Here is a 15,310-nt window from a genome sequence, read left to right on the forward strand (position 1 = left end):
CTATCCGCAGCCTCTCTTTTCATATTACAGGTTAGCCATGCCGCAAAAAACAAAGGCTTTGCATCCCAGAAATCCACATCAGGGTCGTTATGATCTGAGCCTGCTGTGCAAGCATTACCCTGCTTTGACTAATTTTATTGTACTCACCCCTGGCGGTGAACAAAGTATCGACTTTACACAGGCAGCTGCGGTGCAGGCATTAAATGCAGCTTTGCTTGCCAGCTATTATCAAATTAAGTTTTGGCAACTGCCCGACGGCTATCTCTGCCCGCCCATTCCAGGGCGGGCAGACTATTTGCACTATGCCGCCGATCTGATTGCAGAGTTACATAACGATGTTGATAAGGTCCCTCAAGGTAAGCACATTCGGATGCTGGATATTGGTTGTGGCGCTAATTGCATCTACCCCATTCTGGCAGCTCGCAGCTTTGGTTGGCAAGTGGTCGGTAGTGAGGTGGATACTCAAGCACAGGCTATTGCGCAAACGATTGTCAACGCCAATCCAGCTTTAAAAGGCCTGGTCAAACTGCGCCAACAACATGATGCCAAGCAGTTGTTGACCGGTATTATTTTAGCAGATGACTATTTCGACCTTATCGTTTGCAATCCGCCTTTTTATGGCTCAGCGGCAGAAGCACAAGCAGTTAATCAACAAAAGTGGCAGAAGCTAGGTAAAGCTAACCAGGGGCGCAACTTTGCCGGCAGCAACAGTGAACTATGGTGCGAAGGCGGCGAACTTACGTTTATCAGCAAGATGATTATTGAAAGCCAAGCCTATGCCAAGCAAGTTGGATGGTTTAGCAGCTTAGTCTCGCAGCAGAAGCACCATAAACTATTAGTTGCCCAGCTCATTCAGCAAGCCAAAATGTCTGGCCCCATCGACATTCGGCAAATAAAAATGCAGCAAGGGCAGAAAACCAGCCTGCTATTGGCTTGGCGTTATACCGCTTAGCGTTAATAACCAAAGCCAAACAGCGTATGATATAAGATTAAGTATTGCTGGATGGCTTTAGCATCTGTTGCTGATTAACGCTGATTCTGATCTTCGGGTAATGCATTAATAGCACGCAATACTGCACGTCCAATCAACTCCCGTTTTGGTAAATCATCTAAGCGATTAGGTGTATCGATATTCAGCGCAAAGAATACCGGCCCAGCCGGCAGCGCTACCCAACCCACCCACCAGCCGTATTTACCCTGCCAGCCAGTTTTAGCATATAGCTGCCAATCTTCACCCTGCTCGTTAACGAGCAGGGTTTTTACCAGTTGTTGATGCGCCATACTAAAAGGCAAACGCTCAGCGTACAAGTCTTGTAAAAATTTAACCTGTTCAAAAGCGGAGATCGCCAGTTCGCCGTCAATCCAGTAATCGCCCTCAGTCGTTGCTACAGAAGCATTACCATAGGCCAACTTAGCTAAGTACTGGCCAGCGCGGGCCGCGCCAATAACGTCTGCCAGTTCACGATATACCCATACCGCAGAGTAACGCATGGCGCTGCTAAGCGTTTGATCCTGGTTATGTAACTTAAAACTATGCTCAGTGCCATCCCAACGAAATAGCTGCTCTGCTGAGCTAATCATGCCAGCATCCAGCGCCATTAGGGTATGCGGGATTTTATAAGTAGAGGCAGGTGTATAACGCTGTGCTGCGCGCGCAGCGTTATACACCAACAACTGTGCTTGCCGCAGATCGGCGATAACGATAGTACCATTCGCTTGCTGCGCCGAAAAAATTTGCTGCCACTCTGGCCTTTCTTGCCAGGGCAGTTCGCTCGTTCTGCTGTCGGCATAACAGTTAATAACAATAAGGTTAAGCACTATACAAATAATTAGCCTGATGTTAAAGCTACTTTGCCACATAGGTAAATCCCCTGCTGTTTAGGTATATAACTAAAAAAGCCAGCACGTGGCTGGCTTTATCGGATGCTAGTACGCCTACTGCAACACGGAAATATCCGCTACCTGTAAGAATAAATCACGTAACTGCTTAAGTAAGGCAAGACGGTTAGCCCGCACGGCCAGGTCATCAGCATTGACCATAACCTGATCAAAGAAGCTGTCAATAACCTCACGTAACGCGGCAAGGTGCGTTAACGCTTCGCTATAGTCGGCTACTTTCACCTGATATGCCTGCTCTGCGGTAATCGCCGTGTACAACGCCTTTTCAGCAGCATCTTGCAGCAATTCGGTGTTGATGGTAGCAGCAATATCGCCTTCTACCTTTGCCAGGATATTAGCTACCCGCTTATTGGCGGCCGCCAGCGCTGTTGCCGCTTCTAGCTTACGGAACGCCGCCACAGCTTTTACTCTGCGATCAAAGTCAGCAGGGTTAGTTGGACGACGGGCTAGTACTGCTTGAATCACATCGACACTGTAACCTTCATCCTGATACCAAGCGCGGAAGCGGCCTAACAGAAAGTCGAGCACCTCATCGGCTACCTTAGCATTACTAAGCTTGTCGCCAAAGGTTTGCTGACTAAAAGCAATTAGCTCAACCAAGTCAAGTGGCAATTGCTTTTCAACCATAATGCGTAAAGCACCAATAGCAGCACGGCGCAGCGCGAACGGGTCTTTATCGCCTTTTGGAATCTGACCAATCCCAAAAATGCCTACCAATGAATCCAGTTTATCGGCAATAGCTACCGCTGCGCCTTCTAAACGACTCGGTAATTCGTCGCCCGCAAAGCGTGGCATATATTGCTCGTTTAGCGCCAAAGCCACGGCTTCAGCTTCGCCGTCTAAGCGCGCGTAGTGCATGCCCATAATGCCCTGCACTTCTGGGAATTCACCCACCATATTGGTCATTAAATCGGTTTTTGACAGCAAACCCGCGCGCGCGGCAGCCTGTTCATCGACGCCAATTTTACTGGCGATAAAGCCTGCTACCTGACTAATGCGCTCTGACTTCTCAGCTAGAGTACCTAGCTGCTGCTGGAACAATACCGTTTTCAGGCTATCTAATCGATCCACTAATTTAACTTTACGATCAGTATTAAAGAAAAATTGCGCATCGGCCAAACGTGGCCGCACCACTTTCTCGTTGCCTGAGATAATTTGCTGCGGATCTTTACTGCTGATATTCGCCACAAAGATAAACTTATTCATCAGTTTGCCAGCACTATCTAACAGCGGGAAGTACTTTTGATTATCTTTCATGGTTGAAATTAGCGGTTCAGCAGGTACTTGCAGGAAGCTTTCTTCAAAGCTACCGACTAACACCGCAGGCCATTCGACTAACGAAGTGACTTCTTCTAACAGCGCATCGTCCGGTTTTACCTGTGCCCCTAACCCTGCTGCAGTAATAGCAACCTGTTCAGCAATATAAGCTTTACGCTTGGCATAATCGGCAATGACAAAAGCCTGCTCTAGTGTTGGCAAATACGCATCGGCATTTTTAATACTAACCAGTGCTGGTGCATGGAAACGGTGACCATAGGTTTGATTACCGGCGGTGCGCCCTAAAATCGTCGCAGGCACCACTGTCTCGCCGTATAACATAATGATGGTATGCACAGGCCGGATAAATTCGGCATCTGAATTGCCCCAACGCATGGGTTTGGCAATAGGTAGTTTACTTAACGCTATACTGAGCATATCAGGTAATAGCGTGACGGTAGCTTGCCCTTGCTGCTGTTGCCGGCAAAGTAACCAGGCACCTTTATCCGTTTCTAAACGCTCAGCTTGCTCAACGGTGATACCACAACCTGCGGCCCAACCTTGTGCGGCCTTGGTCGGCTGGCCTGCAGCATCAAAAGCAGCGCTGATGGCAGGGCCGCGCTTTTCTACTACTTTATCGGCTTGCGCTGCTGCCAGTTGGTTAATACGCACAGCTAAACGCCGTGGTGCGGCATACCAAGCAACAGTGCCATGGCTTAGTTCTTGTTTCGCCAGCTCTGCTACTAAATTATCTGCCAGTGCTGTGGCCAAGGCTTTTAATGCTTTTGGTGGTAGCTCTTCGGTTCCAATTTCAACCAGAAAATCCTGTGCGCTCATTAGTTAGCCTCCGACTGCACTGGCTTAATTTTACAAAGCGGGAAACCCAGTTTTTCCCGTGCATCATAGTAGGCCTGTGCGCAGGCTTTGGCTAAGGTGCGAACCCGCAGAATATAGCGCTGGCGCTCGGTAACCGAAATGGCATGGCGGGCATCTAACAGGTTAAACGCATGCGAGGCTTTCATCACTTTTTCGTACGCGGGTAATGCCAAGCCTTGCTCAATCAGATACTGGCTTTCTTTTTCGCACTGATCAAAATAGGTAAAGAGCGCAGCGACATCGGCATGCTCAAAGTTATAGGTAGACTGCTCTACTTCGTTTTGATGAAACACATCGCCGTAGGTAACACGGCCTAAAGGTCCATCGGTCCAAACCAGATCATAGATAGAGTCGACGCCTTGAATATACATGGCCAGGCGCTCTAAACCATAGGTAATTTCACCGGTAACTGGGCGACATTCTAAGCCACCTACTTGCTGAAAATAAGTGAACTGGGTCACTTCCATGCCGTTCAACCACACTTCCCAACCCAGACCCCAGGCACCCAGTGTCGGCGATTCCCAGTTATCTTCTACAAAGCGAATATCATGCACCAGCGTATCTAAGCCCAACTCTTCTAACGAGCCTAAATAAAGCTGCTGAATATTATCGGGTGATGGCTTTAAGATGACCTGGAATTGATAATAATGCTGTAAGCGATTAGGGTTTTCGCCGTAGCGACCATCTGTAGGACGACGGCAAGGCTGTACATAAGCTACATTGGTTGGTTCAGGCCCTAACGAGCGTAAAAAGGTCATAGGATGGAAAGTACCAGCACCGACTTCTAAGTCCAGTGGCTGCACGATAACGCAGCCTTGGCGTGCCCAGTAATCTTGCAGGGCTAAAATAAGGCCCTGAAAGGTTTTGATATCGTATTTATGCATGCGTTGCTAACTCACTAAAATAACTGAGGGGCTTAAAAGCCCCTACTTTGTTTAACTTTGCTTATACGTCTAAGTTAGCAACGTATAAGGCATTCTCTTCAATAAAGGCTCGCCGTGGCTCTACATGATCACCCATCAATGTGGCAAACAACAAATCTGCGCCAATGGCGTCTTCGATGGTAACCTGCAACATGCGGCGATTTTGCGGATCCATGGTAGTTTCCCACAGCTGATCCGGGTTCATTTCACCTAGCCCTTTATAGCGCTGGATATACAAGCCGCGTTTGGATTCTGCCATTAGCCATTCCAAAGCTTCTCGGAAATTCGCTACCGGCTTCACTTTCTCGCCACGACGGATATAACCGCCGTCTTCAATCAGATCACGTATTTCATCACCCAAGGACGTTAAGCTTAGATAATCACGTGACGTGATAAAATCATGATGCAGTAAGTATTCGTTATCAATACCGTGCTGGCGAATGATGACTTTCGGTTGAAACAGTTGGCGCTCACGATCTTCTACCACATCGTATTTGTAGATTGAGCCATCACCTTCTTTTTCATCCAAACGTTTGGCAAGCGTTTTTACCCATTCTGCTACCGCTGCCTGATCTTTCATCGTCTCGGTAGTTAAGCCAGCAATGTAAATCAGTTCAGTTAATAAGTTCTGCGGTATCTTGCGGCTTAAACGTTGGATAACTGCAGTGACTTTATGATACTGCCGCACAATCTTTTCTAACGCTTCACCACCGATGCCTGGCGCACTTTCATTAACATGTAGGTAAGCTTCGTCTAAGGCCAGTGTAGTCAAATATTCAACTAACGAAGGCTCATCTTTAATATATTGCTCTTGCTTGCCTTTTTTCACTTTAAATAATGGCGGCTGCGCAATATAGATATAACCACGTTCAATCAACTCTGGCATTTGCCGGTAGAAGAAGGTTAATAACAAAGTACGGATGTGCGAACCATCGACGTCGGCGTCGGTCATCAGTACTATGCTATGGTAGCGGGTTTTATCTGGATTATATTCTTCACGGCCAATACCACAGCCCAGCGCAGTAATTAGCGTACCCACTTCTTGTGATGACAACATCTTGTCGAAACGGGCTTTTTCAACGTTTAGGATTTTACCCTTTAATGGCAAAATCGCTTGGTTTTTGCGGTTACGGCCCTGCTTAGCTGAACCACCCGCAGAGTCACCCTCTACAATGTAAAGTTCAGATAATGCTGGATCTTTTTCCTGACAGTCGGCCAATTTACCTGGCAAGCCAGCAATATCCAGCGCCCCTTTCCGCCGAGTCATTTCACGAGCTTTACGCGCCGCTTCACGGGCCCGGGCAGCATCAACAATTTTACCGACAATAATCTTGGCATCACCAGGGCTTTCCAGCAAATACTCGTTCAGACGCTCGTGCATCACACTTTCTACTGCTGATTTAACTTCGCTTGATACCAATTTATCTTTAGTTTGCGAGCTAAATTTCGGATCAGGTACCTTAACGCTAACTACCGCTGTCAAACCTTCCCGGGCATCATCACCGGTAGCCGACACCTTCATTTTTTTGGCATAACCTTCTTGCTCAATATAGGTATTAAGCACCCGGGTTAATGCTGAACGGAAACCGGCTAAGTGGGTGCCACCATCGCGCTGCGGAATGTTGTTAGTAAAGCAAAAAACGTTTTCTTGATAAGAATCGTTCCACTGCATCGCCACTTCAACCGAAATGCCATCTTCACGCTGATCGCTAAAATAGAATGCTTTCGGGTGAATACTGGTTTTGCTGCGATTCAAATATTGTACAAAGGCTTCAATGCCACCTTCATACTTAAAGTGATCTGATTTATCCGTACGCTCATCAGTCAGAATAATGCTGACACCCGAGTTCAGGAATGATAGCTCGCGTAGCCGCTTTGCTAAAATATCGTAATGGTAATTGATATCAGAAAAGATGGTTGGGCTTGGCCAAAAACGAATAGCGGTACCAGTGCCTTCTGTTTCACCAATAATGGCTAATGGCGCTTGCGGTACGCCCAGGTGGTAAATTTGGCTATGCACTTTGCCTTTACGGCGGATGGTTAGCTCAAGCTTATCAGACAAGGCATTTACTACCGATACACCTACGCCGTGCAAACCGCCAGACACTTTATAAGAGTTATCATCGAACTTACCGCCTGCGTGCAGTACCGTCATAATGACTTCGGCAGCGGATACCCCCTCTTCGTGCATGTCAGTCGGCACGCCACGGCCATTATCACGAACAGAGACCGAGCCATCACTATGGATAGTTACCCAGATATCAGTACAGTAGCCGGCTAAGGTTTCGTCGATGGAGTTATCGACCACCTCGAATACCATATGGTGCAAACCGGTGCCATCATCCGTATCACCGATGTACATACCGGGTCTTTTGCGTACCGCATCCAGACCTTTTAAAACTTTAATACTTGAGGAATCGTAATTATGCTCTTCGGCCATCTTTATCTGTCCGTGCTTGTTATCTGACCGTGTTCCACGTGAAACAATTGCCGGCTAGCAGCCGGTATATAAGGTGAAACCTGATCAGCATTAATTGCAGTTATAAAAACCTGTGAATTAATATTGGTTAAATAATTAAAAACCGTTTGGGTTGAACCCGCGTCTAGTTCAGACGCTAAATCATCAATCAGCAATAATGGCTGTTTCTTACCACTGTTACCTATCACATTATTCTGTGCGACCTTGAGGGCAAATAATAACACTTTTAGCTGCCCACGGGATAATACTTCTTCAACTGTTAACTGGGCTTTCCTTAGCTTTAGATCGGCTTTTTGCGGCCCATACAACGTAAAGCCTTGCCTTAAGTCTTGCTGAAAGTTTTGTTCAAGCAATTGCTGTAGTTCCGCTGGCTGTTGAATTTTCTCAGGCCATCCAGCTTGCAATTGCATACTAATGTCAGCCAATAGCGCATTGTCCGTGGTTAGCTGTTGATAGGCAGCAGTTAATTTAGCAATATAGTCTTGTCGCAGATTTTGTAATTGCCAGGCCAGCGTAACAAATTGCTGATCCCAGTATTCGAATTGCTGATCATAACGCCGACTCTGCTTTAGTAGGGCATTGCGCTGCTTTAATACCCGGCTAAATTGCTGCCATACCGGGAAAAACTGTTGTTCCACGTGGAACACACCCATATCAAAAAACTGTCGCCGCTCTTTGGGGCCACCGAAAAACAACTTAAAGCTATCTGGCGTAAGTAGCTGTACCGGCAACAAGGTGGCGAAATCGGCCAACTTACAACTACTAGAACCGTTTAACCGCAATAACAACTCAGCCTGGCGATCACGTTGCAGACCTAGACTAAAAGTTTGTTCACCATAGTCAACTTTAGCATGCAAAACAAAATGCTCGTGCTCATCTTGAATTAGACGTTGGTGCTTACTGGTACGAAAGGAGCGGCCGTGCGCTAAGTAATAAATAGCTTCAAGCAGACTAGTCTTACCGCTACCGTTTTCACCACAAATTAAATTAAATGCCGTGTTAACATGAAATTGCAGTTCCGAAAAATTTCGAAACTGCTTTAACTGCAATGAGGCTAAGGACATATCAACAACAGTCTGGTTGTTACACTATAAACGCATTGGCATAACAACGTAAGCTGCACCTTCGTTACCTACCCCTTCCAACAAAGCACTAGAGTTACTATCGTTTAAATGCAAAATAACCAAATCAGTACTTAACGAATTTAAGACATCTAACAGGTAGCCGACGTTAAAGCCGATTTCGAGATTATCACCTTGATACTCAACTTCGATAACTTCTTCTGCCTGTTCATGTTCAGGGTTATTTGCCACAATCTGTAACTCAGAAGGGCTTAAGGTAAAGCGCACTCCACGATATTTCTCATTTGATAAAATAGAAGCGCGGGTGCAGGCATCTTTTAATACAGAACGGTGAGCAGTAACCAGCTTAGTACTGTTACGTGGTAGCACTCGGCGATAGTCAGGGAAACGACCATCAATTAATTTACTGCTAAAACTAAAACTACTATCGCTTAGCCGAATATGGTTCTGCCCTAAACTTAGGCTAACCAATTGTTCATCATTCGCCAACAAACGCATAATCTCTAATACCCCTTTGCGTGGGATAATAATTTGCTTTTGTTGTCCGGCAACAGCGGGTAACGGTAAAGTACTCATTGCCAAGCGGTGGCCATCGGTGGCAACAGCAGTCAAGGTGCCGTTATCTACTTCAAATAACAAACCATTCAGATAATAGCGAACGTCTTGGTTTGCCATGGAAAAAGCAGTGTCGTCTAATAGCTTACGCAGCTGTTGGCGGCTCAGTTTTAACTCTACTTCGCCCTGCCAACTTTCTAAATTAGGGTACTCGGCGGCACTAAGCGTAGATAAGGTAAACTTCGTTTTACCACAAGAAAGAATACAGCTCTCACCTTGCATCTGCACAGCTATATCGCTGCTCTCTGGCAAACTACGGCAGATATCCAGCAGTTTTTTAGCCGGTACCGTAATGCGCCCAGGGGTTTGCACCTGCAACTGCACCGTACTTGCCACTAATTCTACTTCTAAATCGGTGCCGGTAAGCGACAAGGTATCGCCGCTAACATCCAACAATACATTCGATAAGATTGGCAGATTATGCCGCCTCTCGATAGCACCCGAAACCATTTGCAGCGGTTTTAGTAAGGCGTCACGGTTAATAACAAATTGCATAACAAAACCCTGTTAAGACGACAAAGTACGAATAAGATTCTGGAAATCTTCTTTAATTTCATGCGTTTCTTCTTTCAGTGATTCAATTTTACGACAGGCATGTAACACTGTTGTATGATCGCGCCCACCAAAAGCGTCACCAATTTCTGGTAAACTATGGTTAGTTAATTCTTTTGCCAAGGCCATGGCCATTTGCCGTGGCCGAGCTACTGAACGTGAACGACGCTTTGACAATAAATCCGCCACCCGAATTTTATAATACTCGGCAACGGTCTTCTGAATATTCTCTATCGTCACCAGTTTGTCTTGCAAAGCTAATAAATCACGCAGCGCTTCACGCACAAAATCGATAGTGATTGGCCTACCAGTGAAGTTAGCATTGGCAATCACCCGGTTTAGCGCCCCTTCCAACTCCCGCACATTGGATCGCAACCGTTTTGCTACGAAAAAGGCCACTTCTTCCGGCAAGCGGATCTGGTTCTCTTGTGCCTTACGCATCAAGATCGCCACCCGAGTTTCTAACTCCGGTGGTTCGATCGCGATAGTTAAACCCCAGCCAAAACGTGATTTTAAACGATCTTCAACCCCATCAATTTCTTTAGGGTAACGATCGCTGGTTAAGATGATCTGCTGATTACCTTCCAACAGCGCATTAAAAGTATGGAAAAACTCTTCCTGCGAGCGTTCTTTATTAGCAAAGAATTGAATGTCATCGATAAGCAAGGCGTCTACTGAGCGATAATAACGCTTAAACTCCTCTATGGCATTGTTCTGTAAGGCTTTTACCATATCCTGCACAAAGCGCTCGGAATGCATATAGATTACTTTTGCATCAGGCTTTTTCGCTAGGATACCATTGCCAACAGCATGCAATAAATGTGTTTTACCTAAACCGGTACCGCCATAAATAAATAATGGGTTATAAGCCGTACCTGGATTGTCTGCAACCTGTGAAGCGGCCGCGCGCGCTAACTGGTTTGATTTACCCTCAACAAAGTTAGTAAAGGTGTAATTAGCACGAACATTAGAACGCACTATTGTTTTAGGCGCAGGCTCTGGTACTTCAGGGGCAACGGGCGCAATTTGCGCCGGTCTGTGATTTATCTGCGGGCTCGGAGAGCTGGCAGTAGCTTGTTGGCTAGTTCCCACATCAAAGCGCAAGCGCGGTGCATTATCACCGCAGTAATCCCGGATCAGCTCCAGGATCCGATTTAAATACTTTTCACGTACCCAATCCAGCACAAAACGATTTGGCGCATAAAGCGTCAAAGCATCTGCCGAACTATCGGCCTGTAGCGGCCGGATCCACATACTAAAGTGCTGTGCGGGAAGTTCTGCTTGCAAAGCTTGCAAACAATTTTGCCAAACGGACTGGTACACCGAATCTCCTGAAGCCTGAGTTATGATTTAAGTTAAAGGCTGGTGTAAAATGCCAGAGGGTCATTATCGTACTATCTTATCCACAACTTCAAGATTGACTTTTTAAAAAAAATTTTATTTAAACAAAAAATAACCTAAGCATCTGTTTATTATTAGTTTATTACCTTTATTCTATTTCAGAATACTGAACCGAAAACACCCCGAAATCTGGCTTAAAAAGCATTTAACTCACAATTTATCCGCAAAGGATCAGCGAAGCTGTGGAAAACTCAGCGAATAATACCTTTAACTTGTCTTTGGATCATAATTAAAGCAAGGATCGCATTGACTTTAGAGCCCGAACTACTTAAAATTCGCGCTCATTTTTGTCAGCTGCGTTTTGGTGTATTTGCTAAAACACAGGTAACCTTAGTAAATATTTCGACCGGACGGATGAAATTATGAGTAAAAGAACGTTTCAACCCAGCGTATTAAAGCGCAAGCGTAACCACGGTTTCCGTGCCCGTATGGCCACTAAAAACGGTCGTCAGGTATTAGCACGTCGTCGTGCTAAAGGCCGCAAACGTTTAACTGCCTAAGCTGGCGGTTAAACGCTGCGTGGTCAGCTTCAGATTCGGCCGGGAGTTAAGGCTGTTAACTCCCAGTCAGTTTGATAACGTATTTCAAAACCCGTTTCGGGTCGCTTCCCCCCTATTTACCATCCTGGCAAAACCCAATCAGTTAACTCATCCGCGAATTGGCCTTACTATCGCCAAAAAACGTGTTAAATTAGCCGTGCAACGCAATCGTATCAAACGTTGTGTGCGTGACAGCTTTCGTTTGCATCAGCATCAGCTTCCCGGTGTGGATCTGGTACTCATGGTAAAAGGGGACATAAGCAACACCCCTAATGATGAATTACTGAAACAACTGGAACGGCTATGGCAGAAGATCGCTCGCCAGTACATCGCTTTATCATCTGGTTAATGCTCGGCTTAGTCCGAGGTTATCAGCTATTGATAAGCCCACTACTGGGGCCGCGCTGCCGTTTCCATCCCACTTGCTCTCACTATGCTATTGAGGCCATTGGCCGCTTTGGCGCAGTAAAAGGGGCTTGGTTAGCCGGCAAACGCATATTAAAATGTCATCCGTTTCACCCAGGTGGTGAAGATCCCGTTCCTGAAAAGCATAATGAGAAAAGCTAACCCATGGATTCACAACGCAGTTTTCTAATAATTGCCCTGGCAATCGTCAGTTTCTTCCTCTGGCAGGAATGGCAAAAAGATTATGGCCCGCAACCAGCGGTAGCCCCCACACAAGTTTCTGCATCCAGCACAGGTACTGCTGATGGCGGCATGGCTTCATTACAGTTAGAGAGCCCAGAAACTGCCGCAGTACAAGCAGCCACCGCCAGTAGTCAGCTGGTAAAAGTAATAACCGACACGCTGGAGCTACAAATTGACACCCGCGGTGGCAATATTGTTAGTTTGAAATTACCACAATATGCTCTAACCAAAGACAGTGCTGAACCTTATGTACTAATGCGGCAATTAGCCGGCTTTGAGTATGTCGCACAATCTGGTCTAATTGCGCGCGATGGCCCGGATCGCACTGAGAGCCCGTTATATCAGGCCACTAATACCGAATATCGTTTAAGTGGTGACGGTACCCTAACGGTTCCGCTGCGCCTTGAACATAATGGCATGCAGATAGAAAAACGTTTTATTTTCACTGCTGGTAAATATGATGTCCGGGTAGAACATTATATTGTTAATAACAGTACCGAAGTTAAAACCGTGCAACCCTTCCAACACTTGCGCCAAAATATTGATAACGGCGAAAGCAGCAGTATGTTTATGCCGATATACCGCGGTGCAGCCTTTGGTAGCAGCGAAGAGCGCTATAAAAAGTACGACTTTAGCGATATGCAAAAGAATAATCTAAATGTCAGCACTCAAGCCGGTTGGGTGGCGATGTTAGAGCACTATTTTGTTTCTGCCTGGATCCCTGATCAGCAAGCAAGTAATCAGTTATATAGCCGTATTACCGGTGGCAATAAAGGCGTTATTGGTGCACTGGGGCCGGTAGTTGATATCGACCCAGGCCAAAGCGTAACCTTAGGCTCAACTTTTTATGCAGGTCCAAAAATACAGGACAAGTTAGCCGAGCTGGCTAATGGCTTAGACCTTACCGTAGATTACGGCTTCCTATGGTTTATCTCGCAATTTTTATTCTGGTTATTAACTAAAATCCAGCTGGTAGTTTCCAACTGGGGTCTAGCCATTATCTGTATTACGCTAATAGTAAAAGGCGCGATGTTCCCGCTGACCAAGATCCAATACGAATCTATGGCGAAAATGCGGAACTTAAAGCCGAAAATTGAAGAATTACAGGCACGCTACAAAGATGATCGCCAGAAAATGGGCCCGGCGATGATGGAACTGTATCGCAAAGAAAAAGTTAACCCTATGGGTGGCTGTTTACCAATGCTGATTCAAATGCCGATTTTCCTGGCACTTTATTGGGTATTTGTAGAAAGCGTTGAATTACGGCATGCCCCCTTTATGCTGTGGATCACCGACTTATCTGCACAAGATCCCTACTACGTTTTACCTGTGTTATTTGGTATCAGTATGTTCTTGATGCAAAAGCTGACGCCTATGCAGGTTACAGACCCACTTCAGCAGAAGTTAATGATGTGGATGCCGGTAGCATTTTCGGTGTTCTTCCTGTGGTTCCCAAGTGGTCTGGTGCTGTATTGGTTTGTTAGTAACCTGATCTCCTTGGCACAGATGCTCTATATCTATCGTGGTATGGAGAAAAAGGGTTTGCACACTCGCAAAGCCTAAGACGCTATTTAAATTAGTTAAATAGTACACATTAAGCCTGTTTGCCTCGCGCAGCAGGCTTTTTGCTTAACAGCTTTTACCCTATTGAGGTTAATATGTTTAATACCGATACCATCGCTGCGTTAGCTACTGCCCCCGGCCGCGCCGGTGTCGGTATAATTCGGATCTCCGGCCCAGCAACCAAAGCCGTAGCACAAGCTATTTTGCACAAGCTCCCTAGACCCCGTTACGCTGACTATCTGCCTTTTTATGCCGCCGATAAACAGATACTCGATCAGGGTATCGCTATCTTCTTCCCGGGGCCGAACTCCTTTACCGGCGAAGATATCCTTGAGCTACAAGGCCATGGTGGTCCAGTGCTGCTGGATATGTTGCTAAAACAAGTGTTAGCACAACCTAATGTCCGTATCGCCCGCCCGGGTGAATTCTCAGAGCGGGCTTTTTTAAACGATAAACTCGACCTGGCACAAGCAGAAGCCATCGCCGATTTAATTGATGCCAGTAGCGAACAGGCGGCCCGTAGTGCTATGCAATCACTGCAAGGCGAGTTCTCACGCCGCATCCATGAACTGGTCGAAAAAGTGATTCACCTGCGCATGTACGTGGAGGCCGCCATAGATTTCCCGGATGAAGAAATTGATTTTTTATCCGACGGTAAAGTGGCTGCCGATTTAGCGGAAATTATCGACTATCTGGCTACCGTTAAAAAACAAGCGACTCAAGGCAGCATACTGCGCGAAGGGATGAAAGTTGTGATCGCCGGGCGGCCTAACGCTGGTAAATCCAGCTTACTTAATGCTCTGGCTGGCCGGGAAGCTGCAATTGTTACCGATATTGCCGGTACCACCCGCGATGTACTGCGTGAACATATTCATATCGATGGTATGCCGCTGCATATTATTGATACTGCCGGGCTGCGTGAAGCCACCGACCAGGTTGAACAAATTGGTATTGAACGTGCCTGGCAAGAAATCGCCCAGGCCGATCGGGTGCTGTTTATGGTCGATGGCACCACCACAGAAGCTACCGACCCACATGCGATCTGGCCTGATTTTATCGACCGCTTACCGGCTAATTTGGGCGTAACAGTAATTCGTAATAAAGCCGATCTTACCGGTGAACCTATGACGCCGGATCTTAATAGCAACACCCCTGTTTACCGTTTATCCGCGAAAACCGGTGCCGGTATTGACGCACTGCGCGAACATTTAAAGCAATGTATAGGGTTTGATGCCAGTACCGAAGGCAGCTTTCTGGCCCGCCGCCGTCACCTCGATGCGCTGGATCGCGCCGCCGAACACTTGAGTATTGGCCAGGAACAGCTACATAGCTATATTGCTGGCGAAATTCTTGCCGAAGAGCTGCGGTTGACACAACAACACCTAAATGAAATTACCGGCGAATTTAGCTCAGATGATTTGCTGGGTAGGATTTTTAGCTCGTTTTGTATCGGTAAGTAAGCTCTAAGTTAGCACC

13 protein-coding genes are annotated in these 15,310 nt (G+C 46.4%); 6 read left to right on the forward strand and 7 right to left on the reverse strand.

Annotated features, from left to right (window positions below; genetic code table 11):
- Positions 1-37 precede the first annotated feature (37 nt).
- Positions 38-952, forward strand: a complete 915-nt coding sequence (gene rlmF / locus IE163_RS00125) for a 23S rRNA (adenine(1618)-N(6))-methyltransferase RlmF (RefSeq protein WP_189429099.1) — start codon at positions 38-40, stop codon at positions 950-952.
- Positions 953-1,026: 74 nt separating this feature from the next.
- On the opposite strand, the gene blaOXA is transcribed toward rlmF, so the two are convergent.
- From blaOXA to dnaA, 7 genes are all read right to left on the reverse strand, one after another.
- The gene (gene blaOXA / locus IE163_RS00130; protein WP_189429100.1) at positions 1,027-1,860 is read right to left on the reverse strand and encodes a class D beta-lactamase; all 834 of its coding nucleotides are present in this window, start codon (positions 1,858-1,860) and stop codon (positions 1,027-1,029) included.
- A 75-nt stretch (positions 1,861-1,935) separates the two neighbouring features.
- Positions 1,936-3,993 (reverse strand): glycine--tRNA ligase subunit beta, encoded by a 2,058-nt coding sequence (gene glyS, locus IE163_RS00135; RefSeq protein ID WP_189429101.1) that lies wholly within the window; start codon positions 3,991-3,993, stop codon positions 1,936-1,938.
- Positions 3,993-4,916, reverse strand: coding sequence for a glycine--tRNA ligase subunit alpha (gene glyQ / locus IE163_RS00140; RefSeq protein WP_189429102.1), 924 nt, complete (start codon positions 4,914-4,916; stop codon positions 3,993-3,995). The genes glyS and glyQ overlap by 1 nt, the downstream gene beginning before the upstream one ends.
- 61 nt (positions 4,917-4,977) lie before the next feature.
- Complete coding sequence (gene gyrB / locus IE163_RS00145; protein ID WP_189429103.1) at positions 4,978-7,395, reverse strand: DNA topoisomerase (ATP-hydrolyzing) subunit B; 2,418 nt, start codon at positions 7,393-7,395, stop codon at positions 4,978-4,980.
- Between the two features lie 2 nt (positions 7,396-7,397).
- The gene (gene recF / locus IE163_RS00150; protein ID WP_189429104.1) at positions 7,398-8,498 is read right to left on the reverse strand and encodes a DNA replication/repair protein RecF; all 1,101 of its coding nucleotides are present in this window, start codon (positions 8,496-8,498) and stop codon (positions 7,398-7,400) included.
- 24 nt (positions 8,499-8,522) lie between these two features.
- Positions 8,523-9,626: a DNA polymerase III subunit beta gene (gene dnaN, locus IE163_RS00155; RefSeq protein WP_189429105.1), complete on the reverse strand. Its 1,104-nt coding sequence runs from the start codon at positions 9,624-9,626 to the stop codon at positions 8,523-8,525.
- 12 nt (positions 9,627-9,638) lie between these two features.
- Positions 9,639-11,006 carry a chromosomal replication initiator protein DnaA gene (gene dnaA / locus IE163_RS00160; RefSeq protein ID WP_189429106.1) on the reverse strand — a complete coding sequence of 456 codons (1,368 nt, stop codon included), beginning with the start codon at positions 11,004-11,006 and terminating at the stop codon, positions 9,639-9,641.
- Positions 11,007-11,446: 440 nt separating this feature from the next.
- On the opposite strand from dnaA, the gene rpmH reads away from it, so the two are divergent.
- The 5 genes from rpmH to mnmE all read left to right on the forward strand — a co-directional run bounded on the left by rpmH (position 11,447) and on the right by mnmE (position 15,294).
- Positions 11,447-11,584: a 50S ribosomal protein L34 gene (gene rpmH / locus IE163_RS00165; protein ID WP_008222343.1), complete on the forward strand. Its 138-nt coding sequence runs from the start codon at positions 11,447-11,449 to the stop codon at positions 11,582-11,584.
- A gap of 19 nt (positions 11,585-11,603) precedes the next feature.
- The gene (rnpA, locus tag IE163_RS00170) at positions 11,604-11,972 is read left to right on the forward strand and encodes a ribonuclease P protein component (RefSeq protein WP_189429107.1); all 369 of its coding nucleotides are present in this window, start codon (positions 11,604-11,606) and stop codon (positions 11,970-11,972) included.
- Positions 11,927-12,190, forward strand: coding sequence for a membrane protein insertion efficiency factor YidD (yidD, locus tag IE163_RS00175; RefSeq protein ID WP_189429108.1), 264 nt, complete (start codon positions 11,927-11,929; stop codon positions 12,188-12,190). The genes rnpA and yidD overlap by 46 nt, the downstream gene beginning before the upstream one ends.
- A 3-nt stretch (positions 12,191-12,193) precedes the next feature.
- Positions 12,194-13,834 carry a membrane protein insertase YidC gene (gene yidC / locus IE163_RS00180; RefSeq protein WP_189429109.1) on the forward strand — a complete coding sequence of 547 codons (1,641 nt, stop codon included), beginning with the start codon at positions 12,194-12,196 and terminating at the stop codon, positions 13,832-13,834.
- Positions 13,835-13,929: 95 nt separating this feature from the next.
- The gene (gene mnmE, locus IE163_RS00185) at positions 13,930-15,294 is read left to right on the forward strand and encodes a tRNA uridine-5-carboxymethylaminomethyl(34) synthesis GTPase MnmE (RefSeq protein ID WP_189429110.1); all 1,365 of its coding nucleotides are present in this window, start codon (positions 13,930-13,932) and stop codon (positions 15,292-15,294) included.
- Positions 15,295-15,310 lie beyond the last annotated feature (16 nt).

This window comes from Alishewanella longhuensis (assembly GCF_014653435.1).
GTDB classification, from domain to species: domain Bacteria; phylum Pseudomonadota; class Gammaproteobacteria; order Enterobacterales; family Alteromonadaceae; genus Alishewanella; species Alishewanella longhuensis.